This is a genomic window from Kitasatospora sp. NPDC094016 (assembly GCF_040304045.1).
Taxonomy (GTDB): Bacteria; Actinomycetota; Actinomycetes; order Streptomycetales; family Streptomycetaceae; genus Kitasatospora.
Genome location: NZ_JBEOUK010000014.1, coordinates 37,911 through 61,391, shown reverse-complemented (window position 1 = coordinate 61,391; position 23,481 = coordinate 37,911). Strand labels below are relative to the sequence as shown.

Annotated in this window: 23 protein-coding genes; 22 read left to right on the top strand and 1 reads right to left on the bottom strand. The window is 70.9% G+C overall.

Annotated features, from left to right (window positions below; genetic code table 11):
- Positions 1 to 5: 5 nt before the first annotated feature.
- The 22 genes from thrC to ABT015_RS15740 all read left to right on the top strand — a co-directional run bounded on the left by thrC (position 6) and on the right by ABT015_RS15740 (position 22,861).
- Positions 6 to 1,103, top strand: coding sequence for a threonine synthase (gene thrC / locus ABT015_RS15845; protein ID WP_350879613.1), 1,098 nt, complete (start codon positions 6 to 8; stop codon positions 1,101 to 1,103).
- A 369-nt stretch (positions 1,104 to 1,472) separates the two neighbouring features.
- Positions 1,473 to 2,411: a homoserine kinase gene (gene thrB, locus ABT015_RS15840; protein WP_350879612.1), complete on the top strand. Its 939-nt coding sequence runs from the start codon at positions 1,473 to 1,475 to the stop codon at positions 2,409 to 2,411.
- Between the two features lie 597 nt (positions 2,412 to 3,008).
- Positions 3,009 to 5,120 carry a transcription termination factor Rho gene (gene rho, locus ABT015_RS15835; protein ID WP_350879611.1) on the top strand — a complete coding sequence of 704 codons (2,112 nt, stop codon included), beginning with the start codon at positions 3,009 to 3,011 and terminating at the stop codon, positions 5,118 to 5,120.
- 138 nt (positions 5,121 to 5,258) lie between these two features.
- Positions 5,259 to 6,359, top strand: coding sequence for an LCP family protein (locus ABT015_RS15830; RefSeq protein ID WP_350879610.1), 1,101 nt, complete (start codon positions 5,259 to 5,261; stop codon positions 6,357 to 6,359).
- A gap of 137 nt (positions 6,360 to 6,496) precedes the next feature.
- The gene (gene rpmE, locus ABT015_RS15825; RefSeq protein WP_350879609.1) at positions 6,497 to 6,718 is read left to right on the top strand and encodes a 50S ribosomal protein L31; all 222 of its coding nucleotides are present in this window, start codon (positions 6,497 to 6,499) and stop codon (positions 6,716 to 6,718) included.
- 156 nt (positions 6,719 to 6,874) lie between these two features.
- The gene (gene prfA, locus ABT015_RS15820) at positions 6,875 to 7,951 is read left to right on the top strand and encodes a peptide chain release factor 1 (protein WP_350879608.1); all 1,077 of its coding nucleotides are present in this window, start codon (positions 6,875 to 6,877) and stop codon (positions 7,949 to 7,951) included.
- A 63-nt stretch (positions 7,952 to 8,014) separates the two neighbouring features.
- The gene (gene prmC, locus ABT015_RS15815) at positions 8,015 to 8,881 is read left to right on the top strand and encodes a peptide chain release factor N(5)-glutamine methyltransferase (RefSeq protein ID WP_063347810.1); all 867 of its coding nucleotides are present in this window, start codon (positions 8,015 to 8,017) and stop codon (positions 8,879 to 8,881) included.
- 178 nt (positions 8,882 to 9,059) lie between these two features.
- On the top strand, positions 9,060 to 9,707 hold the full coding sequence (locus ABT015_RS15810; protein WP_350879607.1) for an L-threonylcarbamoyladenylate synthase: 648 nt from the start codon (positions 9,060 to 9,062) through the stop codon (positions 9,705 to 9,707).
- Between the two features lie 32 nt (positions 9,708 to 9,739).
- Complete coding sequence (locus tag ABT015_RS15805; RefSeq protein ID WP_063351136.1) at positions 9,740 to 10,381, top strand: arsenate reductase/protein-tyrosine-phosphatase family protein; 642 nt, start codon at positions 9,740 to 9,742, stop codon at positions 10,379 to 10,381.
- A 180-nt stretch (positions 10,382 to 10,561) separates the two neighbouring features.
- Positions 10,562 to 11,842, top strand: a complete 1,281-nt coding sequence (gene glyA, locus ABT015_RS15800) for a serine hydroxymethyltransferase (protein WP_350879606.1) — start codon at positions 10,562 to 10,564, stop codon at positions 11,840 to 11,842.
- A 173-nt stretch (positions 11,843 to 12,015) separates the two neighbouring features.
- Positions 12,016 to 13,293, top strand: coding sequence for an MraY family glycosyltransferase (locus ABT015_RS15795; protein ID WP_350879605.1), 1,278 nt, complete (start codon positions 12,016 to 12,018; stop codon positions 13,291 to 13,293).
- A gap of 301 nt (positions 13,294 to 13,594) precedes the next feature.
- A complete protein-coding gene (locus ABT015_RS15790; RefSeq protein ID WP_350879604.1) occupies positions 13,595 to 14,038 on the top strand; it encodes a Cg1360 family ATP-synthase-associated protein in 444 nt (147 codons plus the stop codon).
- Positions 14,039 to 14,323: 285 nt separating this feature from the next.
- On the top strand, positions 14,324 to 15,139 hold the full coding sequence (atpB, locus tag ABT015_RS15785; RefSeq protein WP_350879603.1) for a F0F1 ATP synthase subunit A: 816 nt from the start codon (positions 14,324 to 14,326) through the stop codon (positions 15,137 to 15,139).
- A gap of 93 nt (positions 15,140 to 15,232) precedes the next feature.
- Positions 15,233 to 15,469, top strand: a complete 237-nt coding sequence (gene atpE, locus ABT015_RS15780) for an ATP synthase F0 subunit C (protein WP_350879602.1) — start codon at positions 15,233 to 15,235, stop codon at positions 15,467 to 15,469.
- A 34-nt stretch (positions 15,470 to 15,503) separates the two neighbouring features.
- On the top strand, positions 15,504 to 16,061 hold the full coding sequence (locus ABT015_RS15775; protein WP_350879601.1) for a F0F1 ATP synthase subunit B: 558 nt from the start codon (positions 15,504 to 15,506) through the stop codon (positions 16,059 to 16,061).
- Positions 16,058 to 16,873, top strand: coding sequence for a F0F1 ATP synthase subunit delta (locus tag ABT015_RS15770; protein WP_350879600.1), 816 nt, complete (start codon positions 16,058 to 16,060; stop codon positions 16,871 to 16,873). Before ABT015_RS15775 ends, ABT015_RS15770 begins: the two co-directional genes overlap by 4 nt.
- Positions 16,874 to 17,034: 161 nt before the next feature.
- Complete coding sequence (atpA, locus tag ABT015_RS15765) at positions 17,035 to 18,609, top strand: F0F1 ATP synthase subunit alpha (RefSeq protein ID WP_350879599.1); 1,575 nt, start codon at positions 17,035 to 17,037, stop codon at positions 18,607 to 18,609.
- A 32-nt stretch (positions 18,610 to 18,641) separates the two neighbouring features.
- Positions 18,642 to 19,556 carry a F0F1 ATP synthase subunit gamma gene (locus ABT015_RS15760; protein WP_350879598.1) on the top strand — a complete coding sequence of 305 codons (915 nt, stop codon included), beginning with the start codon at positions 18,642 to 18,644 and terminating at the stop codon, positions 19,554 to 19,556.
- 2 nt (positions 19,557 to 19,558) lie between these two features.
- On the top strand, positions 19,559 to 21,004 hold the full coding sequence (gene atpD / locus ABT015_RS15755; protein ID WP_350879597.1) for a F0F1 ATP synthase subunit beta: 1,446 nt from the start codon (positions 19,559 to 19,561) through the stop codon (positions 21,002 to 21,004).
- Positions 21,005 to 21,186: 182 nt separating this feature from the next.
- The gene (locus ABT015_RS15750) at positions 21,187 to 21,570 is read left to right on the top strand and encodes a F0F1 ATP synthase subunit epsilon (protein ID WP_350879596.1); all 384 of its coding nucleotides are present in this window, start codon (positions 21,187 to 21,189) and stop codon (positions 21,568 to 21,570) included.
- A 149-nt stretch (positions 21,571 to 21,719) separates the two neighbouring features.
- A complete protein-coding gene (locus ABT015_RS15745; RefSeq protein WP_063347798.1) occupies positions 21,720 to 22,220 on the top strand; it encodes a DUF2550 domain-containing protein in 501 nt (166 codons plus the stop codon).
- Positions 22,221 to 22,288: 68 nt separating this feature from the next.
- A complete protein-coding gene (locus ABT015_RS15740; protein WP_350879595.1) occupies positions 22,289 to 22,861 on the top strand; it encodes a cob(I)yrinic acid a,c-diamide adenosyltransferase in 573 nt (190 codons plus the stop codon).
- A 7-nt stretch (positions 22,862 to 22,868) separates the two neighbouring features.
- Here ABT015_RS15740 and ABT015_RS15735 read toward each other — a convergent pair whose 3' ends face one another.
- Complete coding sequence (locus ABT015_RS15735; RefSeq protein WP_350879594.1) at positions 22,869 to 23,471, bottom strand: hypothetical protein; 603 nt, start codon at positions 23,469 to 23,471, stop codon at positions 22,869 to 22,871.
- Between the last annotated feature and the right edge of the window lie 10 nt (positions 23,472 to 23,481).

The following is a 23,481-nucleotide window of genomic DNA, read 5'->3' as shown; positions in this document are numbered from 1 at the left end:
CAGCCATGAACGCCGTTGCCGAGAACGTCGTCCGAGGCGCGCACACCCACCAGTGGCGCGGCCTGATCGAGGAGTACCGGGACCGCCTGCCGGTCACCGCGGCCACCCCGGTGGTCACCCTGCTGGAGGGCGGCACGCCGCTGGTCCCCGCCCAGGTGCTGTCCGAGCGCACCGGCTGCGAGGTCTACCTCAAGGTCGAGGGCGCCAACCCGACCGGCTCCTTCAAGGACCGCGGGATGACGATGGCCATCTCCAAGGCCAAGGAGGAGGGGGCACAGGCCGTCATCTGCGCCTCCACCGGCAACACCTCGGCCTCCGCCGCCGCGTACGCGGTGCGGGCCGGGATGGTCTGCGCGGTGCTCGTCCCGCAGGGCAAGATCGCCCTCGGCAAGATGGGCCAGGCGCTGGTGCACGGCGCCAGGATCCTCCAGGTGGACGGGAACTTCGACGACTGCCTCACCCTCGCGCGTGAACTGTCCGAGAAGTACCCGGTGGCGCTGGTCAACTCGGTGAACCCGGTGCGGATCGAGGGCCAGAAGACCGCGGCCTTCGAGATCGTCGACATGCTCGGCGACGCTCCGGACATCCACGTCCTGCCGGTCGGCAACGCGGGCAACATCACCGCGTACTGGAAGGGCTACCGCGAGTACTCCGCCGACGGCCTGGCCACGCGCACCCCGCGGATGTGGGGCTTCCAGGCCTCCGGCTCGGCCCCGATCGTGGACGGCGCGCCGGTGCTCAAGCCGCAGACCATCGCCACCGCGATCCGGATCGGCAACCCGGCCTCCTGGGACTTCGCGCTCGCCGCGCGGGACGAGTCGGGCGGCCTCATCGACAAGGTGACGGACCGTCAGATCCTGTCCGCCTACCGGCTGTTGGCCGCGCAGGAGGGCGTCTTCGTGGAGCCCGCCTCGGCCGCCTCGGTGGCCGGCCTGCTGGCCAAGGCGGAGGCCGGTCTGGTCGACCCGGGCCAGCGCATCGTCTGCACCGTGACCGGCAACGGCCTCAAGGACCCGGACTGGGCGGTGGCCGGCGCGCCGCAGCCGCAGATCGTCCCGATCGACCCGGAGGCGGCGGCGCAGCGCCTGGGCCTGCTGGACTGACCTGCCGTCGGGCCCCGCGGGCCCCGCGGGCGCCCGACGCCTCGACGGGCCGACCCTTTCGGGGGTCGGCCCGTCGATGTTCTCCGGTGACACTTTTGTGTCAATTACGCCGCGCATTCCGATCGGACTCCGGTACGCATTCCGGCCAGAAGCGGCAACACACCAGATCGGAGGACCACGGGGTGTACCACTGGGGAACCTCTCTTCGATACTCTGGGTTCGGCCGTGTGGCACATGCCCCGGGTCCGGCCTTCTCAGGCCGCGCCAACGACCGTGACCGCCCGCCCCGCCGGGGCCTGTGGTCCATTCCCCGCCTTCGCACCGACGACGCGATCCGCGCCGCCCGATTTCCCCAGGAGAGTCCACCGCATGGCCGGTCCCGCGTTCCGTGCCGCCGCCGTCCGGGTCCGGGTTCCCGCGACCAGTGCCAACCTCGGCCCGGGCTTCGACGCCTTCGGCCTCGCGCTGGGCCTGTACGACGACGTGGTCGTCCGGGTCGCCGACTCCGGGCTCTCCATCGACATCGCCGGCGAGGGCGCCGACACGCTGCCCCGCGACGAGCGCCACCTGCTGGTCCGCTCGATGCGCGCCGCCTTCGACCGCCTCGGCGGCCAGCCGCGCGGCCTCGAAGTGGTCTGTGCCAACCGGATACCGCACGGCCGCGGCCTCGGCTCCTCCTCGGCCGCGATCTGCGCCGGCATCGTGGCCGCCCGCGCGGTCACCATCGGCGGCCCGTCCGCGCTGGACGACGACGCGCTGCTGGCCCTCGCCTCCGAGCTGGAGGGCCACCCCGACAACGTCGCGGCCTGCCTGCGCGGCAACTTCACCATCGCCTGGACGGACGAGGAGTCGGCCAAGGCGGTCAGCCTGGAGCCCTCCGACCAGGTCGTCCCGGTGGTGTTCGTCCCCGCTGACGAGGTGCTCACCGAGACCGCGCGCGGCCTGCTGCCCAAGACCGTCCCGCTGACCGACGCCGCCGTCAACGCCGGCCGCGCCGCGCTGCTGGTCGAGGCGCTGACCAGGCGGCCCGAGCTGCTGCTCGCCGCCACCGAGGACCGCCTGCACCAGGACTACCGCTCCTCCGCCATGCCCGACAGTGCCGCCCTGGTGGGCGCGCTGCGCGCGGAGGGCGTCCCCGCGGTGATCTCCGGGGCCGGTCCGACCGTCCTCGCGCTCACCGACGAGGCGGGCGCCGACAAGGTGCTCTCCTTCGCCGGGCACCACGGCCACGGCGGCGATCCGGCGTTCGCCGCGCACCGCCTGGAGCTCGACCGGATCGGGGCCACCGTGCTCCCGCTGGACGGCTGAACGGCCCGTCCGGGCTGCTCGTCCGGCCCGGCCCGGCCACCTGCCGAGCCGGGCCGTCCGGACACGATTGGCAAGCGCAAGGCTGGGGAATGTCTGAGGGGGTCGGTAGTGTTAACCTCATTGCTGCACCAGGTGCCCTCCGGGGCTCGGTGCGCCGCGTCCCGATCCCAGCACTCCACTGCCGTGGAGTCGCGGCGATGCACGGGGCGACGATTCTCCGGGAGCCCACCGCAGCGCGTACGCAGCCTGCCTGCGCGACACGCGGCCGCATCCCGAAGCCGTGACGGCACCTGACTCCCACCCGCGGCCTCCCACCTTGAGGCCAGGACGGGCGGAGCGCGGTCCACCGTCACGCGACGGGGGCCCGGGATTCGCAGGCAAGCGTGGGGGTACGCCCGGTCGGCACTCGACCGACCGGCCCGCCGCGCCACTCAGCACCACCGTGCTTCACGCACCGCACCTCGCAGCTCTCCCTCGACCGGCTTCCGCCTTTCGGGGGATCACCGCCTCGGACCGACGCAGTCGAGCGTTGGTCAGGACAGCACAACCGGTCGCCGAGCCAGACAGGCCGACGTCCGCTCCAGGGAAGGACCCTTAGTGAGCGACTCCACCGATCTGATGGGCGCGCGCCAGGACGCCGAGGCGTCGGACGCAGCCGCCGCCCCCGCGGCCCCGGCGCGGCGCCGCCGTACCGCCGCCGCCGGCCTGGACGGCATGGTCCTGGCCGAGCTGCAGAAGCTCGCCGGGGACCTGGGCATCACCGGTACCGGACGCATGCGCAAGAGCCAGCTGATCGAGACCATCAAGGAGAAGAGCGGCGGAGACCCGCTGCTCGCCGCCGGTGGTGCTCCGGCCGCCGCCAAGCGCACCGCCGCCAAGGCGGACGCCGCCGAGGCGCCGGCCGAGAAGCCGGCCCGCCGCACCAAGGCCGCCGCCGCGGCCGCCGCGGCCCCGGCCGCCGCCGCCGAGTCGCAGGCCCAGATCGAGATCCCGGTCCAGGCCGCCGCCGAGACCGCCGCGCCCGCTCGTGCCGAGCGCACCCGCCGCCGCGCCACCTCGGCCGCCGGTGCCCCGACCGCCGACGCCACGGCCGACGCCGCCGTCGCGGTGGCCGAGCCCAAGCAGGCCGAGACCCGCCAGGCCGAGACCCGCGCCTTCGAGGGCCGCGAGGAGGGCCGCACCGAGACCCGTCGCGACCGCCGGGACCGCCGGGACCGCGGCGACCGTCCGGAGCGGGCGGAGCGCCCCGAGCGCGCCGAGCGTCAGGACGGCGGCGAGGCCCAGGACGGCGACTCCCGCGAGTCGCGCCGCGACCGCCGCAACCGCCGCGAGCGCACCGACCGCCAGCCCCAGCAGGGCGGCGGCCAGCAGCAGGCCGGTCAGGGCGACGGCCAGCAGGCCCGCCAGGGTGGCCAGCAGACCCAGCAGCCGCAGGTCCAGCAGGGCGGCTACGACGACGACGAGTTCGGTGACGGCCGCCGCGGCCGCCGTGGCCGCTACCGCGACCGCCGTGGCCGTGGCGCCCGCCGCGAGGGCTTCGAGGCCGGCCCCGCCGAGCCGCAGGTCGGCGAGGACGACGTCCTGATCCCGGTCGCGGGCATCCTCGACATCCTCGACAACTACGCGTTCGTGCGCACCTCCGGCTACCTGCCGGGCCAGAACGACGTCTACGTCTCGCTCGCCCAGGTCCGCAAGAACGGCCTGCGCAAGGGCGACGCCATCACCGGCGCGGTGCGCCAGCCCAAGGACGGCGAGCGCCGCGAGAAGTTCAACGCCATGGTGCGGCTGGACTCCGTCAACGGCATGGACCCGGAGAGCGGCCGCGGCCGCCCCGAGTTCAACAAGCTCACCCCGCTCTACCCGCAGGACCGGCTGCGTCTGGAGACCGAGGCGGGCATCCTGACCACCCGGATCATCGACCTGGTGTCGCCGATCGGCAAGGGCCAGCGCGGTCTGATCGTGGCGCCGCCGAAGACCGGCAAGACGATGGTGCTGCAGGCGGTCGCCAACGCGATCACCCACAACAACCCCGAGTGCCACCTGATGGTCGTCCTGGTCGACGAGCGTCCGGAAGAGGTCACCGACATGCAGCGGTCGGTGAAGGGCGAGGTCATCTCCTCGACCTTCGACCGCCCGGCCGAGGACCACACCACCGTCGCCGAGCTGGCCATCGAGCGCGCCAAGCGCCTGGTGGAGCTGGGCCACGACGTGGTCATCCTGCTGGACTCGATCACCCGCCTCGGCCGCGCCTACAACCTGGCGGCGCCGGCCTCCGGCCGCATCCTGTCCGGTGGTGTCGACTCGACCGCGCTGTACCCGCCGAAGAAGTTCTTCGGTGCCGCGCGCAACATCGAGAACGGCGGCTCGCTGACCATCCTGGCCACCGCGCTGGTCGAGACCGGCTCGCGCATGGACGAGGTGATCTTCGAGGAGTTCAAGGGCACCGGCAACATGGAGCTCAAGCTCGACCGGAAGCTCTCGGACAAGCGCATCTTCCCGGCCGTCGACGTGGACGCCTCCAGCACCCGCAAGGAGGAGATCCTGCTCGGCAGCGAGGAGTTGGCCATCGTCTGGAAGCTGCGCCGGGTGCTGCACGCGCTCGACTCGCAGCAGGCGATCGAGCTGCTCCTGGACAAGATGAAGCAGACCAAGAGCAACGCCGAGTTCCTGATGCAGATCGCCAAGACCACCCCCGGCTCCAACGACTGACCGTAGCCGGACGGTTGTCGCCCACCGAACCCCGGACCGCGCGAGCGGTCCGGGGTTCGGTGCGTCCACTCGGCTTTGTTCCAGAGTTGGGACATCATGAGGCTTTTTGATCATCTTGTCCGTTTTACTCTGGACCGTATGGCCGAGCACAAGAGGGTCCTGACCCGCCGCCGCAAGATCCTGCGGGCGGCCGCCTGCGCGTTCGCCGCGCTCGTCGTCCTCGGCGCCGGAGCGGCCGGGTACGCGTACGTCAAACTCAACGGCAACATCAAGAGCGTCGACATCAACGCCCGCCTCGGCGACGCCCGTCCGCCGGCCGCCACCGACGGCTCGTTCAACGTCCTGGTGCTGGGCTCCGACTCGCGCAGCGGCGAGAACGGCGACCTGGCCGGCGGCGACACCGGCGACACCGCCCGCTCGGACACCGCGATGGTGCTGCACGTCAACCAGGACCACTCGCACGCCGAGGTCGTCTCGATCCCGCGCGACACCCTGGTCACCCGGCCCGACTGCACCGACGCCACCGGCAAGGCGGTGGCCGGCGCCAAGCGCGCGATGTACAACAGCGCCTTCGAGGCCGGCGGCGCGGCCTGCGCGGTGAAGACCACCGAGCAGCTCACCGGGCTGCGGATGGACCACTACGTGCAGATCGACTTCGCCGGCTTCGCCCGCGTCGTGGACGCGATAGGCGGGGCCACCGTGAACACCACGGTGGCCATCCACGACAAGGACAGCGGGCTCGACCTGCCGCCGGGCGAGCACCACCTCGACGGGCAGCAGTCGCTGGCCTTCGTCCGCACCCGGCACGGCGTCGGCGACGGCAGCGACCTCGGCCGGATCGAACTCCAGAAGCAGATGGTGAAGTCGCTGCTCCAGCAGGCCGGCGGGATCGGGCTGTTCTCCAACCCGGTCAAGCTCTGGTCGATCGGCGACACCATGACCCGCAGCATCACCACCGACTCCGCGCTGGGCTCGGTGAACGCCCTGGTGGGGCTCGTCCAGGAGCTCAAGGGGATCGGGCCGGACCAGCTCGGCATGGTGACCCTGCCGGTGGTGACCGCCCCCAGCGACCCCAACCGGGTGGTCCAGCAGCAGCCGCAGGCGGACCAGCTCTGGGCGGCCCTCAAGGCCGACCAGCCGGTCCCGCAGGCGATCGTCTCGGCGCAGCCCGAGAACCCCGCCCAGGCCGCTCCCACGGCCGCTCCCACGGCCCCGGCGAAGGCTCCCGCCCGGCGCTGAGCCGCGCCCGGAATATCCCGGAACACGACCCGGTTTGGGAAGATGCGGCCGGTCCTGGCAGACTGGTCCGTCGGTCCCGGTTCACGTGCGGCGTTCCCGCCGCCGACCCGGTGCCCTCCCGAACCTAGGAGAACCCCTTGAAGCCCAACGTTCACCCCGAGTACGTGGTCACCCGTGTGACCTGCACCTGCGGCGCCGAGTTCACGACCCGCTCGACCGAGGCCAGTGGCGAGATCCGCGCCGAGGTCTGCTCGCAGTGCCACCCGTTCTACACCGGCAAGCAGAAGATCCTCGACACCGGTGGCCGCGTGGCCCGCTTCGAGGCCCGCTTCGGCAAGCAGCACAGCGCGAAGGCCTAGCGCTCCCACGGCGCCGGTTCCCGGCGCCCCCGTACTCGTTCCGGGGGCGCTGGGGGCCGGCGCCGTTCGCATCCCCCAGCACCCCCTCCAGCGGTTCGCACGACCGGCCGGTCCTCCCCGGCTTCCAACGGTTCTCACGGGAAGAAGGCCCACTCCATGTTCGAGGCAGTCGAAGAGCTCCTCGTCGAGCACGCCGACCTCGAGAAGAGGCTGGCCGACCCGTCCGTCCACGCCGACCAGGCCAACGCTCGCAAGCTGGCCAAGCGGTACGCCGAGCTGACCCCGATCACCCGGGTCTACCGGCAGTGGCGACAGGCCGGCGAGGACATCGAGGCCGCGCGCGAACTCGCCGCCGAGGAACCGGAGTTCCTCGCCGAGGTGAAGGACGGCGAGCAGCGCCGCGAGGGGCTGACCGAGGAGCTGCGGCTGCTGCTCGTGCCGCGCGACCCGAGCGACGACAAGGACGTCATCCTGGAGATCAAGGCGGGTGAGGGCGGCGAGGAGTCCGCGCTGTTCGCCGGCGACCTGCTCCGGATGTACCTGCGCTTCGCCGAGCGGATCGGCTGGAAGACCGAGATCATCGACGCCAACGAGTCCGACCTCGGCGGCTACAAGGACGTCTCGGTGGCCGTGAAGACCAAGGGCAACGCCGAGCCCGGGCAGGGCGTCTGGGCCCGGCTGAAGTACGAGGGCGGCGTGCACCGCGTGCAGCGCGTCCCCGCCACCGAGTCCCAGGGCCGCATCCACACCTCCGCGGCGGGCGTGCTGGTCACCCCCGAGGCGGAGGAGGTCGAGGTCGAGATCGTCGCCAACGACCTGCGGATCGACGTCTACCGCTCGTCCGGCCCCGGCGGCCAGTCGGTCAACACCACCGACTCCGCGGTCCGGATCACCCACCTGCCGACCGGTATCGTGGCGTCCTGCCAGAACGAGAAGAGCCAGCTGCAGAACAAGGAGCAGGCGATGCGCATCCTGCGGTCGCGCCTGTTGGCCGCCGCGCAGGAGGAGGCCGAGCGCGAGGCCTCGGACGCGCGTCGCAGCCAGGTCCGTACGGTGGACCGCTCCGAGCGGATCCGGACGTACAACTACCCGGAGAACCGCATTTCGGACCACCGCACGGGGTTCAAGTCGTACAACCTGGACCAGGTCCTGGACGGCGAACTGAACGCGGTGATCCAGTCCTGCGTCGACGCGGACGCGGCGGCCAAGCTCGCCTCGGCCCAACAGAACTGAGACCGGCGCGCCCCAGCCCGAGCGACGGCGCGAGCCGGAGCGCAGAAACAAGAGGTCGTACGGATGAACCTGCTGCTCGCCGAGGTGGCCCAGGCCACCCAGCGGTTGGCCGCGGCCGGCGTGCCGTCGCCGCGCTTCGACGCGGAGGAACTCGCCGCCTACGTCCACAACGTCAAGCGCAGCCAGCTGCACTCGGTGAAGGACGCCGACTTCGACGCCCGCTACTGGGAGGCCGTCTCCCGCCGCGAGGCGCGCGAACCGCTCCAGCACATCACCGGGCGGGCGTTCTTCCGCTACCTCGAACTGGAGGTCGGCCCCGGGGTGTTCGTGCCCCGGCCGGAGACCGAGACGGTCGTCGAGTGGGCCATAGACGCCGTCCGCGACATGGACGTGGCCGAGCCGCTGGTCGTCGACCTGTGCTCCGGCTCCGGCGCCATCGCGCTCGCCCTGGCCCAGGAGCTGCCGCGCTCGACCGTGCACGCCTTCGAACTCGACGAGGGCGCGCTGCAGTACACCCGGCGCAACATCGAGGCCAGCCCCGACCGCGCCCGGGTCACCCTGCACGCCGGTGACGCCACCCGGGCCTTCGCCGACGACCGCTCCTGGGACGGCCGCTTCGACCTGGTGATCTCCAACCCGCCGTACATCCCGCTCACCGAGTGGGAGTACGTCGCCCCGGAGGCCCGCGACCACGACCCGCAGATGTCGCTGTTCTCCGGCGAGGACGGCCTGGACACCATCCGCGGCATCGAGCGGGTGGCCGCCCGGCTGCTGCGCCCCGGCGGCGCGGTGGTGATCGAGCACGCCGACCAGCAGGGCGGGCAGGTCCCGTGGATCTTCAACGAGGAACGCGGCTGGACGGACACCGCCGACCACCGCGACCTGAACAACCGACCGCGCTTCACGACCGCCCGCAGGGCGTCGTTGTGAACGATCGAGCACAGCACGACCGCCCGCAGGGCGTCGTTGTGAGCGGTCGAGTGCCGTACGCCCACCCGAGGGGCGTCGTCGTGACCGGCCGGGCCGCGGCAGCGCCGCTCGCCCGGCCGCGCCGTGAAGACCGTGCTGTGAACGCTGTGATGAGCCATTTCGGAAGGGGACCGCACCGATGAGCCGCCGTTACGACTGTGCCGACGCCGGGGACCGCGCCACCGGCCTGCGCGAGGCCGCCTCGGCCATTCGCCGGGGCGAACTCGTCGTGCTGCCCACCGACACCCTGTACGGGGTCGGTGCGGACGCCTTCTCGCCGGAGGCCGTCGGCGACCTGCTGGCCGCCAAGGGCCGCGGCCGCAACATGCCCTCGCCCGTGCTGGTCGGCTCGCCGACCACCCTGCACGGCCTGGTCACCGACTTCTCCGAGCAGGCCTGGGAGCTGGTCGACGCGTTCTGGCCGGGCGGGCTCACCCTGGTCGCCAAGCACCAGCCCTCGCTGCGCTGGGACCTCGGCGAGACCCGCGGCACCGTCGCCGTCCGGATGCCGCTGCACCCGGTCGCCATCGAGCTGCTGAACGCCACCGGCCCGCTCGCCGTCTCCAGCGCCAACAAGACCGGCGGCCCGTCCCCGGCCACCTGCGACGCGGCGCAGGCGCAGCTCGGCGACGCCATCTCGGTCTACCTGGACGGCGGACAGGCGGACCACGCGACCGCCTCGTCCATCGTCGACGTCACGGGCAAGGTCCCGGTCCTGCTGCGGGCGGGCGCGATCAGCGTCGAGCAGCTGAGGGAGGTCGTCCCCGACCTGGAGGCCGGCAGTTGACGCCCATCGCCTCGCTCCATGCCGGGCCCGGCATAGCGCCGTACCTGAGCGTGGGCCCCAGGCCGCTGGACCACTTCCGGATCCTGTTCGTCTGCACCGGCAACATCTGCCGCTCGCCGATCGCCGAGCGGCTCACCCGGCGTGAGCTGGACACCCGGCTCAGCCCCCGGGTGGCGGGCCGGATCCTGGTGGAGAGCGCCGGCACCTGGGGCCACGTGGGCGCGCCGATGGAGGACCACGCCGTGACCGTCCTGGACGAGTACGGCGCCGACAGCGGCGGCTTCACCGGCCGCGAGCTGCTGGACGAGCACGTGGTCGAGGCCGACCTGGTGCTCACCGCGACCCTGGACCACCGCGCCCAGGTCATCTCGATGGGCCACGAGGCGGGGCTGCGCACCTTCACCCTGAAGGAGTTCACCCGCCTGGTGCGGACGATAGACCCGGGCACCCTGCCCGACCCGCGCCGCGGCGCCGACGTCACCGAGCGCGCCCGCGCCCTGGTCCGGGCGGCCGCCGCGCTGCGCGGCTGGCTGCTCGCCGCCACCCCGGAGTCCGACGAACTGGACGACCCGTACGGGGCCCCGATCGGCATGTTCCGCAACTGCGGCGAGGAGATATTCCACGCGGTCGACCCGGTGGTCACCGCGCTCACCGGCGTGCCCGCGCTGCGCTGACCGCCCGCGCCGCGAGCGGCCCGGAGGCCCCCCGGCGGCCCGGGGACGGCCCGCGGCGGCCGAGCGCCGAATGGCCCCGCGCCGACGAGCCGCCCGGCCCGGCCGGTCCTACGCTGGAGGAACCCATCCTTCCCGGCCCCCACGCCGGGAGGCGCCCCCACGCCGCCCCGGAGCCCCGCCATGACCGTCACCGACGCCCCGACCGGCCCGACCGCGACCAGAGGGCGCCCGTGGGCCTCCGAGGCACTGCACCGGGCCGATCCGCAGGTGGCCGACCTGCTGGCGGCCGAGGCCGAGCGGCGGGCCGAGACGGTCCAGCTGCTGGCGGGGGAGAACCTGACCTCCCCGGCCGTCCTGGCGGCGCTGGCCGGGCCGCTGATCGACAAGTACGCCGAGGGCTACCCGGGCCGCCGGCACCACACCGGCTGCGCCCTCGCGGACGCCGCCGAGCTGCTGGCGATCGACCGGGCCCGTGGGCTGTTCGCCGCCCCGCACGCCAACGTCCAGCCCCGGTCGGCGACTTCGGCGATGCTGGCGGCGTACGCGGCGCTGCTGCGGCCCGGCGACGGGGTGCTGGCGATGTCGCTGGAGCACGGCGGCCACCTCAGCTGCGGGTCGCGGGCGAACTTCTCCGGCCGCTGGTTCGACTTCACCGGGTACGGGGTGCGCGAGGCCGACGGCCTGATCGACCTCGACCAGGTGCGCGACCTGGCCCGCGAGCACCGCCCGAAGGCGATCGTGGCGGGCTCGATCTCGCACCCCCGGCACCCGGACTGGGCCGCCTTCCGGGAGATCGCCGACGAGGTGGACGCCTACCTGATCGCCTCGGTCGCCCAGACCGCCGGCCTGGTCGCGGCCGGGGTGGCGCCCTCCCCGGTGCCGTACGCGGACGTCACCGTGGCGGCCACCCACAAGCTGCTGCGCGGCCCGCGCGGGGGCCTGCTGCTGTCCACCGCGGAGCTGGCCGAGCGGATCGACCGGGCGGTGTTCCCGTTCAGCCAGGGCGGGGCGGCGATGAACGAGGTGGCCGGCAAGGCGGTGGCGCTCGCCGAGGCGTCGACGCCCGGCTACCGGGCTTACGCGCAGCGGGCGGTGGACGGGGCGCGGGTGCTGGCGGCAGGGCTCGCGGCGGCCGGGATGCGCCCGCTGACCGGCGGCACCGACACCCACCTGGTGACGGCGGACGTGAGCCCGCTGGGCGTCACCGGAGCGGAGGCCGAGCGGCGCTGCGCCGCGGCCGGACTGCTGCTCGGCAAGTGCGCGCTGCCCTACGACCCGGCGCCGGCCGCCGAGGCCTCCGGGATCAGGCTGGGCACCGGCACGGTGACCAGCCAGGGGATGGGCGAGGCGGAGCTCGCCGAGCTCGCCGGGCTGATCGCTCAGGTGCTCGCCGGGGGCACGGGCGCGCGGGTGGCGAACCGGGTCCGGGAGCTGGCCCTGTCCTTCGCCGACCGGCGGTGACGAGAGCGTCGTCGACGGATATTCGGATCTCCTACCCGGGAGAGCGAACCGCGATGCACGCCTTGAGCGTCCGACTCAATAAGGTGTGGGCGTGGCGACGCACCTCGAACCCCGGGAACGCAGGGGAGTACCTTCGGTACCTCCCCGTTGGACAGTGACGCAGGAGGCCGGTGGTGCGTGAGTATCTGCTGGTGCTGTTCTGCACCGCCGCCGTCACCTACCTGTTGACCGGCCCGGTCCGGAAGTTCGCCATCGCGGCGGGCGCCATGCCGCCGGTCCGCGCCCGGGACGTGCACCGCGAGCCGACGCCGCGGCTCGGCGGGATCGCCATGTTCGGCGGGCTGTGCGCGGGCATCCTGGTCGCCTCCCAGCTGGACAACCTGAGCAAGGTGTTCTCCCAGGGCACCGACATCCGCGCGCTGCTGTCCGGCGCCGGGATCATGTGGCTGCTCGGGGTGCTCGACGACAAGTGGGGCGTGGACGCGCTGGTGAAGCTCGGCGGCCAGATGATCGCCGCCGGTGTGATGGTCTGGCAGGGCGTCACGGTGATCACCCTCCCGGTGCCCGGTGTCGGCGCGGTCGCGGTGAGCCCCACCCAGGGCATGGTCATCTCGGTCACCCTGGTCGTCGTCATGGTCAACGCGGTGAACTTCATCGACGGCCTGGACGGCCTGGCGGGCGGCATGGTCTGCATCGCCGCGATGGCGTTCTTCCTGTACAGCTACCGGCTCTGGTACGGCTACACGATCACCGACGCGGCGCCCGCGGTGCTGTTCAGCGTGCTGCTGATCGGCATGTGCCTGGGCTTCCTGGCGCACAACATGCACCCCGCGCGGATCTTCATGGGCGACTCCGGCTCGATGATGCTGGGCCTGATGCTGGCCGTGGCCGCGATCTCCATCACCGGCCGCGTCGACCCGGACCTGATCAGCAGCGAGACCGGTTCGCAGACCGCGACCGTGCACGCCCTGGTGCCGATCTACATCCCGCTGCTGCTGCCGCTGACGGTCATCGCGCTGCCGCTGGCGGACCTGCTGCTCGCGGTGGTGCGCCGCACCTGGGCCGGCCAGTCGCCGTTCGCCGCGGACAAGCGCCACCTGCACCACCGGCTGCTCCAGGTCGGGCACTCGCACAGCCGTGCGGTGCTGATCATGTACTTCTGGGCCGCGCTGATCGCCTTCGGCACGGTGGCCTTCTCGGTCACCAACACCGGCCGCACGGTGGTGCTGACGCTCGCCGGGCTCTGCCTGGTCGGCCTGGTGGTGCTGCTGACGCCGCAGTTCCGGCCGCGCGCGCCGAGGGCGGTGCAGTCCTTCGTCCCGCCGCGCTACCGGCGCCGTCCGCCCGCCCCCATGGCTGAACTGTCGGCAAAGGACAAGCAACTTCTTGGTGAAGCCGACCGGGGCGCCTCCGCGCTCGACGACCACGGCCGAGCCACCGGCCGTCGCTAGCAAGGCAGTTGATGTTCCGTCAAATGGCCTCACCCGTTCGGCTGCATCGTTGCGCCGTCGGTGTGACAGGTGCCACACATTCATGGTAAAGCTCTCATCAAATAGTTTGTGATACCGTTCACGAGTACCGAGAACACGCCGAAAGACCTGACAGGTGGAGGACTTCCGTCCCTGGTCGGTCTCCCTCGACGGGCCCGCCGCTCCAGCGGGCGGCCCGGGCGGCGGCCTCTCGGTCCGGTGTCACCCACCACCTTCTGTGCCCCGTCCCCCGTCACATCGACATGCCGCCGGAGCTGCCGACATGCCGTCCACCGACGCCCGGATCCTCCGAGGCGCCGCGATTCCCACTGCGGCCGCCGGGATCATCGCCATGGCGATCTCGTTCGCCGTCGCCGGTGGGAAGGGGCTGCTCGGCGCCCTCTTCGGCGCACTCCTGGTGATGGCCTTCTTCAGCTTCGGCCAGGTCGCGCTCGACCGGCTGACCAGGTCGAACCCGCACATCATGATGGCCGCGGCGCTGCTCGTGTACACCACGCAGATCCTGCTGGTCGGCATCGTGCTGGCGGTCTTCAAGGACACCGAGCTGTTCAACCGGCAGACCTTCGCCTTCACCCTGCTCGGCTGCGCGCTGGTCTGGACGGGGTTCCAGGTGCGCGGTGCGCTGAAGGCCAAGACCTTCTACGTCGACCCCGACGCCTCCGAAAACAAGGGCGACAAGCCCTCCGACTCGGGGCGTCAACAGTGACGAGCCCTGGCTGTCCCCCCAACGAGGGGGGCGGTGTTTATGCCGCACTGACGGACTGCTATCGTCCGTCGCAACAACGGAGTACGGGAAGCGGCCAGGTCTGTCCGAACAGCGGACGGATCGCCCCCCGGATCCGCGCAGTCTTCGATGATCCCGCTGTGGTGCGGCGCACCGGCGCGCGGGATCCGCGAGAAACCCATCAAGTTCCAGTGCCGCTCCGTGGTCGCAGGCCACGCCGACACACCGAGGTTGCCGTAACCATGCGTCACGACGAAGGAGTCCGTGGTGAGTGCTGATCAGCTCACGTTCCTCGCCTCAGGCAGTTGCCACTTCGGGGACGCTGGCTGCGGCTTCCCGGCCCCGGGTCTGAACGAGTTCCAGTTCAAGCCGATCTTCTCGATCGGCAGCATCGAGTTCAACAAGCCGATGCTGCTGTCGGTCATCGTTGCGCTGCTGGTCGTCGTCTTCTTCTGGGCCGCCTTCGCCAAGCCGCGCCTGGTCCCCGGCAAGCTGCAGCTCGTCGGCGAGATCGGCTACGACTTCGTCAAGCGCTCCATCGTGCTGGAGACGATCGGCAAGAAGGGCGAGAAGTACGTCCCGATGCTCGTCTCGATGTTCTTCTTCATCTGGTTGATGAACATCATGTCGATCATCCCCTTCGCGCAGTTCCCCGTCTCGGCGGCGATCGCGTTCCCGGCCGGCCTCGCGGCGGTCGTGTGGATCACCTACATGACGCTGACCTTCAAGAAGCACGGCTTCGTCGGCGGTCTGAAGAACCTCTGCTGGCCCTCGGGCATCCCCGGCTGGGTCATGTTCATCCTGGTGCCGATCGAGTTCTTCTCGAACATCTTCGTGCGCCCCTTCACGCTCGCGGTCCGAGCCTTCGCGAACATGTTCGCCGGCCACCTGCTGATCGTGATGTTCTCCATCGCCTCCTGGTACCTGCTCAGCCCGACCCTGGGTGCGCTCTACGGCTCGGCCTCGTTCATCGTCGCCGTCGCGCTGACCGCCTTCGAGCTGCTGGTCCAGTTCCTGCAGGCCTACATCTTCGTGATGCTGGCCAGCAGCTACATCGCCGGTGCCCTCGAAGAGGCGCACTGAGCCAGGGGGCTTCGGCCCTCCCTGAACCAACCTCTCCGGATTGCCCGGTGGCCAATCACCACCGGTTCACCACCCCTGCAAAGGACAACGTCAATGAGCATCCTCGCTGAGGGCAACGTCTACGGTTCCGTCGCCTCCATCGGCTACGGCCTCGCCGCGATCGGCCCCGGCATCGGTGTCGGTCTGATCTTCGGCAACGGTGTCCAGGCCATGGCCCGTCAGCCCGAGGCTGCCGGCCTGATCCGCTCCAACATGTTCATCGGCTTCGCGCTGACCGAGGCGCTCGCCCTCATCGGCATCGTCATGCCGTTCGTCTTCGGCAACAAGTAATCCTGCCGCAGACCCATTCGAGGAAGGTCCAGATATGAGCATCGCGGTTACGCTCGCGGCCGAGGAGAAGATGAACCCTCTCCTCCCCGCGTGGCCCGAGATCATCATCGGCCTGCTCTGCTTCTTCATCGTCTTCGGTCTCCTCGGCAAGAAGCTCCTCCCCAGCATCGAGAAGGTGCTGTCGGAGCGTCGGGACGCCATCGAGGGCGGCATGGAGCGCGCCGAGGCCGCTCAGGCGGAGGCCCAGGCCCTGCTTGAGCAGTACCGCGCCGAGCTCGCCGAGGCGCGCCACGAGGCTGCCCGCATCGTCGAGCAGGCTCGCGAGCAGGGCGCTGCCCAGCTCACCGAGATGCGCGAGGAGGGCCAGCGTCAGCGCGAGGCCATCGTCGCCGCCGGTCACGCGCAGATCGAGGCCGACAAGAAGCAGGCGACTGCCGTCCTGCGCCAGGACGTGGGTTCGCTGGCCTCCCAGCTGGCTTCCCGCATCGTGGGCGAGTCCCTCGAGGACAGCGCTCGGCAGAGCGGCGTGATCGACCGCTTCCTGGACGAGCTGGAGGCCAAGGCCACCGTTGCTCAGGGTGCGGCCAAGTGATCGGCGCCAGCCGCGAGGCCCTCGCCGCCGGCCGGCAGAACCTGGAGAGCCTGACCGACTCCACCTCGGTGGACGCGGCCAAGCTCGCCGAGGAGCTCACCGCCGTCACGGCCGTGCTGGACCGTGAGGTGTCGCTGCGCCGTGTCCTGACCGACCCGTCCCGGTCCGGTCAGGACAAGGCCCAGCTGGTCTCCTCGCTGCTGACCGGTCAGGTCTCCGGCGAGACCGTCGACCTCGTCTCCGGCCTGGTCCGCTCCCGCTGGTCGGGCTCGCGCGACCTGGTGGACGGGACCGAGGAGCTGGCCGCGTACGCCGAGGTCATCGCGGCGGACAGGGCAGGCGCCCTGGACGACGTCGAGGACGAGCTGTTCCGGTTCAGCCGGGTGGTGGGCGGCTCGCACGAGCTGCGCGCCGCACTGACCGAGCCGAAGGCCGGCATCGCCGCGAAGGCCGCGCTGATCAAGAAGCTGCTCGGCGGCCGCGCCCACGCGGGCACCGTCCGGCTGGTCACGGCCATCGTCAACGCGCCGCGTGGCCGTAGCCTGGAGCAGGGCCTGGAGTCCTACTCGAAGCTCGCCGCCACGCGCCGCGACCGCGTGGTGGCCCTGGTCACCACCGCGGTGCCGCTGTCGGACACCCAGAAGGAGCGCCTGTCCGGTGCTCTGGGCCGGATGTACGGCCGCCAGGTCCACCTGAACATCGACGTCGACCCCGAGGTCGTCGGTGGTGTCCGGGTGCAGGTCGGCGACGAGATCATCGACGGCACCGTGTCGAGCCGCCTCGAAGGCGCTCGCCAGTCGCTCGAAGGCTGAGCACACCGAAGCAGCAGTACATCCGACCCTCGGTCGGGAAACCGGCTCCCCAAGGGGCCGGCACATCGGACGGCCGGTTCGGCAGACCCGGCCGAGAGTCGAATACTTGCGGCCCTCAATGGCGGGCCGAGGATCGCAAACTAGGAGAGCAGGGAAGCCTGATGGCGGAGCTTACGATCCGTCCGGAGGAGATCCGGGACGCGCTGGCCGACTTTGTCCAGTCGTACCAGCCGGACGCCGCTTCTGTGGAAGAGGTCGGCACGGTCACTGACGCGGCGGACGGCATCGCGCATGTCGAGGGCCTGCCCTCGGTCATGGCGAACGAGCTGCTGAGGTTCGAGGACGGCACGCTCGGCCTCGCGCTGAACCTCGACACCCGCGAGATCGGTGTCGTCATCCTCGGCGAGTTCGGTGGCATCGAAGAGGGCCAGACCGTGCGCCGCACCGGCGAGGTCCTCTCGGTTCCGGTCGGCGACGGCTACCTCGGCCGCGTCGTGGACCCGCTGGGCAACCCGATCGACGGTCTGGGCGACATCGCCTCCAGCGGCCGCCGCGCCCTGGAGCTGCAGGCCCCCGGCGTCATGGCCCGCAAGTCGGTCAAGCAGCCGCTGCAGACCGGCATCAAGGCCATCGACTCGATGACCCCGATCGGCCGTGGCCAGCGTCAGCTGATCATCGGTGACCGCCAGACCGGCAAGACCGCGGTGGCCGTCGACACGATCATCAACCAGCGCGACAACTGGCGCTCGGGCGACCCGGAGAAGCAGGTCCGCTGCATCTACGTCGCCGTGGGCCAGAAGGGCTCCACCATCGCGTCCGTCCGCGGCGCCCTGGAGGAGGCCGGCGCGCTGGAGTACACCACCATCGTGGCTGCTCCCGCCTCCGACCCGGCCGGCTTCAAGTACCTCGCCCCGTACACCGGTTCGGCCATCGGCCAGGAGTGGATGTACGACGGCAAGCACGTCCTGATCATCTTCGACGACCTGTCGAAGCAGGCCGAGGCCTACCGCTCCGTGTCGCTGCTGCTGCGCCGTCCGCCGGGCCGCGAGGCCTACCCGGGCGACGTCTTCTACCTGCACTCCCGCCTGCTGGAGCGTTGCGCCAAGCTGAACGACGCCCTGGGCGGCGGCTCGATGACCGGTCTGCCGATCATCGAGACCAAGGCCAACGACGTCTCGGCGTACATCCCGACCAACGTCATCTCCATCACCGACGGCCAGTGCTTCCTGGAGTCCGACCTGTTCAACGCCGGCATCCGCCCGGCCGTGAACGTCGGTATCTCGGTCTCCCGCGTCGGTGGCTCCGCCCAGATCAAGGCCATGCGTTCGGTCGCCGGCCGTCTGCGTCTGGACCTCGCCCAGTACCGCGAGCTGGAGGCCTTCGCCGGCTTCGGTTCCGACCTGGACGCGGCCTCCAAGGCCCAGCTGGCGCGTGGTGCGCGCATGGTCGAGCTGCTGAAGCAGGGCCAGTACCAGCCGTTCCCGGTCGAGGAGCAGGTCGTCTCCATCTGGGCTGGCACCAACGGCAAGCTGGACGACGTCCCGGTCGCCGAGATCCGCCGCTTCGAGCGCGAGTTCCTGGACCACGTGCGCCTCCAGCACAAGGACCTGCTCGCGGGCATCGTCGAGACCGGTCTGCTCGCCGAGGGCACCGTCGACGCGCTGACCACGGCCATCGACGCCTTCAAGCAGGGGTACCAGACCGCCGACGGCAAGCTGCTCTCCGAGCAGGCCTGAGTCCGGTAGCGAGGGAAAGGACGTAACGACCCATGGGAGCACAGCTTCGGGTCTACAAGCGCCGGATCCGCTCTGTCACCGCGACGAAGAAGATCACCAAGGCGATGGAGATGATCTCCGCGGCGCGCATCGGCAAGGCGCAGCGCGCGGTGGCCGCCTCCGCTCCGTACGCCGATGAGCTCACCCGGGCGGTGACGGCGGTGGCCACCCGGTCCAACGCCAAGCACCCGCTCACCACCGAGAACCCGAACGCCACGCGTGCCGCCGTCCTGCTGATCACGGCGGACCGCGGCCTGGCGGGCGGTTACTCGTCCAACGCCATCAAGGCGGCGCTGGCGCTCACCGAGCGCCTGCGCGGCGAGGGCAAGGACGTGGTGACCTACATCGTCGGTCGGAAGGGTCTGTCGTACTACACCTTCCGTGACCTGGCGGTCGGGAACTCGTGGACGGGCTTCTCGGACAAGCCGACCTACGGTGACGCGAAGTCGGTCGCGGGCGAGCTGATCGAGGCCTTCACGGCCGAGACGGGCGGCGTGGACGAACTCCACGTGGTCTCGACCGAGTTCGTGTCCATGCTGACGCAGGACGCGGTGGACGCCCGACTGCTGCCGCTGAAGCTGGACGAGGTCCAGCTCAGCGACCAGACGTCGGCCAAGGCCGAGATCTTCCCGCTGTACGACTTCGAGCCGTCGGCGGAGGGCGTCCTCGACGCGCTGCTGCCGCGGTACGTCGAGAGCCGGATCTACAACGCGCTGCTGCAGTCGGCCGCCTCCGAGCACGCCGCCCGCCGCCGCGCGATGAAGAGCGCGACGGACAACGCCGGCGAGCTCATCAAGTCGCTCACGCGGCTTGCCAACTCGGCCCGTCAGGCCGAGATCACCCAGGAAATCAGCGAGATCGTCGGCGGTGCCAACGCCCTCGCCGACGCTAGCCGCGGGAGCGAATGAGAATGACCACCACTGTTGAGCCGACCACGGCGACGGGCCGCGTCGCGCGGGTCATCGGCCCGGTCGTCGACGTGGAGTTCCCCGTCGACGCCATTCCGAACATGTTCAACGCCCTGCACGTCGAGGTGGACAACCCCGACGGCTCGGGCAAGAAGACCCTGACCCTCGAGGTCGCCCAGCACCTGGGCGACGGCATGGTCCGCGGCATCTCGATGCAGCCGACCGACGGTCTGGTCCGTGGCACCCAGGTCACCGACACCGGTGCCGCCATCTCGGTGCCCGTCGGCCAGATCACCAAGGGCAAGGTCTTCAACGCCCTCGGTGACGTGCTGAACGTGGACCAGAAGGAGTTCGACCAGCAGGTCGAGGTCCGCTGGCCGATCCACCGCAAGGCGCCGGAGTTCAAGGACCTCGAGTCCAAGACCGAGATGTTCGAGACCGGTATCAAGGTCATCGACCTCCTCACCCCGTACGTCCAGGGTGGCAAGATCGGTCTGTTCGGTGGTGCCGGTGTCGGCAAGACCGTTCTGATCCAGGAGATGATCTACCGCGTCGCCGAGAACTTCGGTGGTGTGTCGGTGTTCGCCGGCGTCGGCGAGCGCACCCGTGAGGGCAACGACCTCATCGACGAGATGGTCGACTCGGGCGTTCTGGACAAGACCGCGCTGGTCTTCGGCCAGATGGACGAGCCGCCGGGCACCCGTCTGCGCGTCGCGCTCTCCGCGCTGACCATGGCGGAGTACTTCCGTGACGTCGAGAAGCAGGACGTGCTCCTCTTCATCGACAACATCTTCCGGTTCACCCAGGCCGGTTCCGAGGTGTCGACCCTGCTCGGCCGCATGCCCTCCGCGGTGGGCTACCAGCCGAACCTGGCCGACGAGATGGGCCTCCTCCAGGAGCGCATCACCTCGACCCGCGGTCACTCGATCACCTCGATGCAGGCGATCTACGTCCCCGCGGACGACCTGACCGACCCGGCCCCGGCCACCACCTTCGCCCACCTGGACGCGACGACCGTTCTGTCGCGCCCGATCTCGGAGAAGGGCATCTACCCGGCCGTCGACCCGCTGGACTCCACGTCCCGCATCCTCGACCCGCGGTACATCGCGCAGACCCACTACGACACGGCCCTCCGTATCAAGGGGATCCTGCAGAAGTACAAGGACCTCCAGGACATCATCGCCATCCTCGGCATGGACGAGCTGTCGGAGGAGGACAAGATCACGGTCCACCGGGCCCGTCGCATCGAGCGCTTCCTCTCGCAGAACACCTACGTGGCGAAGCAGTTCACCGGTGTCGAGGGTTCGACCGTGCCGCTGTCGGAGACCATCGAGGCCTTCAACTCGATCGCCGACGGCAAGTACGACTCCGTCCCGGAGCAGGCCTTCTTCATGTGCGGTGGCATCGAGGACCTCGAGAAGAACGCCGCCGAGCTGGCGAAGAAGTAATCGCGGCCGGTAGCAGCTGAGTGACCGTGAGGGGTGGCCCCGAGCCCGGGACCACCCCTCGCGTCGCATCGGCTGTGATTCCGGTCAAATCCGTGCCGCCGGTTTCATGCCGGAGGCGCGCGGCCGTTATTCTTACCGAAACTCCCGAGTAATCGGGGGTTGCATGAGCCTAGGAGCCCACGTTGGCTGAGCTGCACGTCGAGCTGGTCGCAGCCGACCGCAAGGTGTGGTCCGGTGCGGCCACCATCGTCGTCGCCCGTACGGCCTCCGGCGACACCGGCATCATGCCGGGTCACACCCCGGTGCTGAGTGTGCTGGAGACCGGTCCGGTCACCATTCGCACGACGGACGGCGGCACCGTGATCGCCGCGGTGCACGGCGGCTTCATCTCCTTCGCCGACAACAAGCTGTCTCTGCTCGCGGAGATCGCCGAGCTGGCGGACGAGATCGACGTCGCCCGTGCCGAGCGCGCGCTGGAGCAGGCCAAGTCGGGCCTGGACGAGCACGCCGAGCGGCGCGCCGAGGTCCGCCTGTTCGCGGCGCGCGGCCTCAAGGCCCACGCCTGAGTGCGCCGAGACCCTGGTTCAGCGGGGTCGACCGACGGTCCCGGGGACGCGTGAGCGTGACCCCGGGACTGTCGTCGTAGTTGGTAGGTCAACGCGGTCGCTTGATACGACCGATACGGGGAACGCGGGTAGCGAGGAGGTAGGTGAGCATGGTCCTCGCGCTTGTGGTGTGTGCGGCGGTCGTGGCGCTGGGTGTGATCGGCCTGGTGGCGTTCGCGGTACGACGCCGCCTGATCCAGCGGGTCGGCGGCACGTTCGACTGCAGCTACCGACTCAAAATGCCCGCCGACGCCTCGACGCAGCCCGACCTCGACGAGAACGGCAAACCCACCTCGGCCCCGGTCCCCCAGACCGACGGCAAGGGGTGGGTTTTTGGTATCGGCCGCTACAGCGGTGACTCGATCGAGTGGTTCCGGGTCTTCTCGTACGCCCCGCGCCCGCGCAGGGTGCTGCCGCGCCGGGAGATCGAGGTGCTCGGCCGGCGCTACCCGGAGGGCCAGGAGGAGCTCGCCCTGCTCTCCGGCTCGGTGGTGCTGCGCTGCCTGCACAACGGGGAGCCGCTGGAGCTGGCGATGAGCGAGGACGCGCTCACCGGCTTCCTCGCCTGGCTGGAGGCCGCCCCGCCCGGGCAGAGGGTGAACGTCGCGTAGCGACGATCGTCGAGGGGTGGTCCCGCTAGGGGTCAACGCCGCCCAACCCGTCCGGCTACGCTGGCCGCATGGTCAATCTGACGCGCATCTACACCCGTACCGGCGACGACGGCACCACCGCGCTCGGCGACATGAGCCGGACCACCAAGACCGATCCCCGCCTGGTGGCGTACGCCGACACCAACGAGGCGAACGCGGCGATCGGCGTGGCCGTCGCCGCCGGATCGCTGCCCGAGGACGTCGTCACGGTGCTCGTCCGGATCCAGAACGACCTGTTCGACGTCGGCGCGGACCTGTCCACGCCGGTGGTCGAGGACCCGAAGTACCCGCCGCTGCGGGTGCTGCCGTCGTACGTCGACCGGCTGGAGGGGGACTGCGACCACTACCTGGAGCAGTTGGAGAAGCTGCGCAGCTTCATCCTTCCCGGCGGTACGCCCGGCGCGGCCTACCTGCACCTGGCCTGCACGGTGGTGCGGCGGGCCGAGCGGGCCACCTGGGCGGCGATCGCGGAGTACGGGGACAGCGTCAACCCGCTGACCGCGAAGTACCTCAACCGGCTCTCCGACCTGCTGTTCATCCTGGCCCGGGCGGCCAACAAGGAGCGCGGCGACGTGCTCTGGGTGCCGGGCGAGAACCGCTAGCGGTCCCTCAGAACCGCTTCTCCGGGACGCCGGCGACGGGCTGCTCGGCGATCGGGTCGTCCGCGTCCTGCTCGCCGGCCGGCGGCTGCTTCGGCCAGAGCGTGTAGCTGACGGCGATGACCACGTTGACCACGGCGGCGATGCCCAGCTTGAGGTACCACTGGAGGAAGGTGTCGAAGTGCGCGGAGCCTCCCGACAGCGGCACCAGCAGGGTGATCAGGCTCAGCGTGATCACGGCCGAGACCACCGTGCGGCGGCAGATCTGCCACTCGTACCGGGACCGCGCCAGGCCGTACTTGGGTGAGCGCGGCGGCTTGGGGCCGCCGGCGAAGCGGTACATGAAGTGCCGGTCGGCCCAGCGGACCAGCGAGGGCCCGTACCCGATCGAGAAGCCCGCGTAGCTCGCCGCGAGCGCGTGCGTCCAGCTCGCGGCGGCGCCGCCGCGCAGGTCGAGCACGGTGAGCACGTACAGGGTGAGGTCCACCACCGGCAGGCCGACCAGCAGGGCGGTGCTGGTGCGGCGCCACCGCAGCAGGTAGCGGGCGGTGAGACCGAGGCCGAGCAGGATCCAGAAGGAGATCTCGGCCGCGACGATGAGGGTGACGATCACGCTGTGCTCC

Bases quoted from the DNA above. Each gene is read 5' to 3' on its own strand.
- thrC (WP_350879613.1), top strand. From the start codon at position 6: ATGAACGCCGTTGCCGAGAACGTCGTCCGAGGCGCGCACACCCACCAG.
- thrB (WP_350879612.1), top strand. From the start codon at position 1,473: ATGGCCGGTCCCGCGTTCCGTGCCGCCGCCGTCCGGGTCCGGGTTCCC.
- ABT015_RS15830 (WP_350879610.1), top strand. From the start codon at position 5,259: ATGGCCGAGCACAAGAGGGTCCTGACCCGCCGCCGCAAGATCCTGCGG.
- prfA (WP_350879608.1), top strand. From the start codon at position 6,875: ATGTTCGAGGCAGTCGAAGAGCTCCTCGTCGAGCACGCCGACCTCGAG.
- prmC (WP_063347810.1), top strand. From the start codon at position 8,015: ATGAACCTGCTGCTCGCCGAGGTGGCCCAGGCCACCCAGCGGTTGGCC.
- ABT015_RS15810 (WP_350879607.1), top strand. From the start codon at position 9,060: ATGAGCCGCCGTTACGACTGTGCCGACGCCGGGGACCGCGCCACCGGC.
- glyA (WP_350879606.1), top strand. From the start codon at position 10,562: ATGACCGTCACCGACGCCCCGACCGGCCCGACCGCGACCAGAGGGCGC.
- ABT015_RS15790 (WP_350879604.1), top strand. From the start codon at position 13,595: ATGCCGTCCACCGACGCCCGGATCCTCCGAGGCGCCGCGATTCCCACT.
- atpE (WP_350879602.1), top strand. From the start codon at position 15,233: ATGAGCATCCTCGCTGAGGGCAACGTCTACGGTTCCGTCGCCTCCATC.
- ABT015_RS15775 (WP_350879601.1), top strand. From the start codon at position 15,504: ATGAGCATCGCGGTTACGCTCGCGGCCGAGGAGAAGATGAACCCTCTC.
- atpA (WP_350879599.1), top strand. From the start codon at position 17,035: ATGGCGGAGCTTACGATCCGTCCGGAGGAGATCCGGGACGCGCTGGCC.
- ABT015_RS15760 (WP_350879598.1), top strand. From the start codon at position 18,642: ATGGGAGCACAGCTTCGGGTCTACAAGCGCCGGATCCGCTCTGTCACC.
- atpD (WP_350879597.1), top strand. From the start codon at position 19,559: ATGACCACCACTGTTGAGCCGACCACGGCGACGGGCCGCGTCGCGCGG.
- ABT015_RS15745 (WP_063347798.1), top strand. From the start codon at position 21,720: ATGGTCCTCGCGCTTGTGGTGTGTGCGGCGGTCGTGGCGCTGGGTGTG.
- ABT015_RS15740 (WP_350879595.1), top strand. From the start codon at position 22,289: ATGGTCAATCTGACGCGCATCTACACCCGTACCGGCGACGACGGCACC.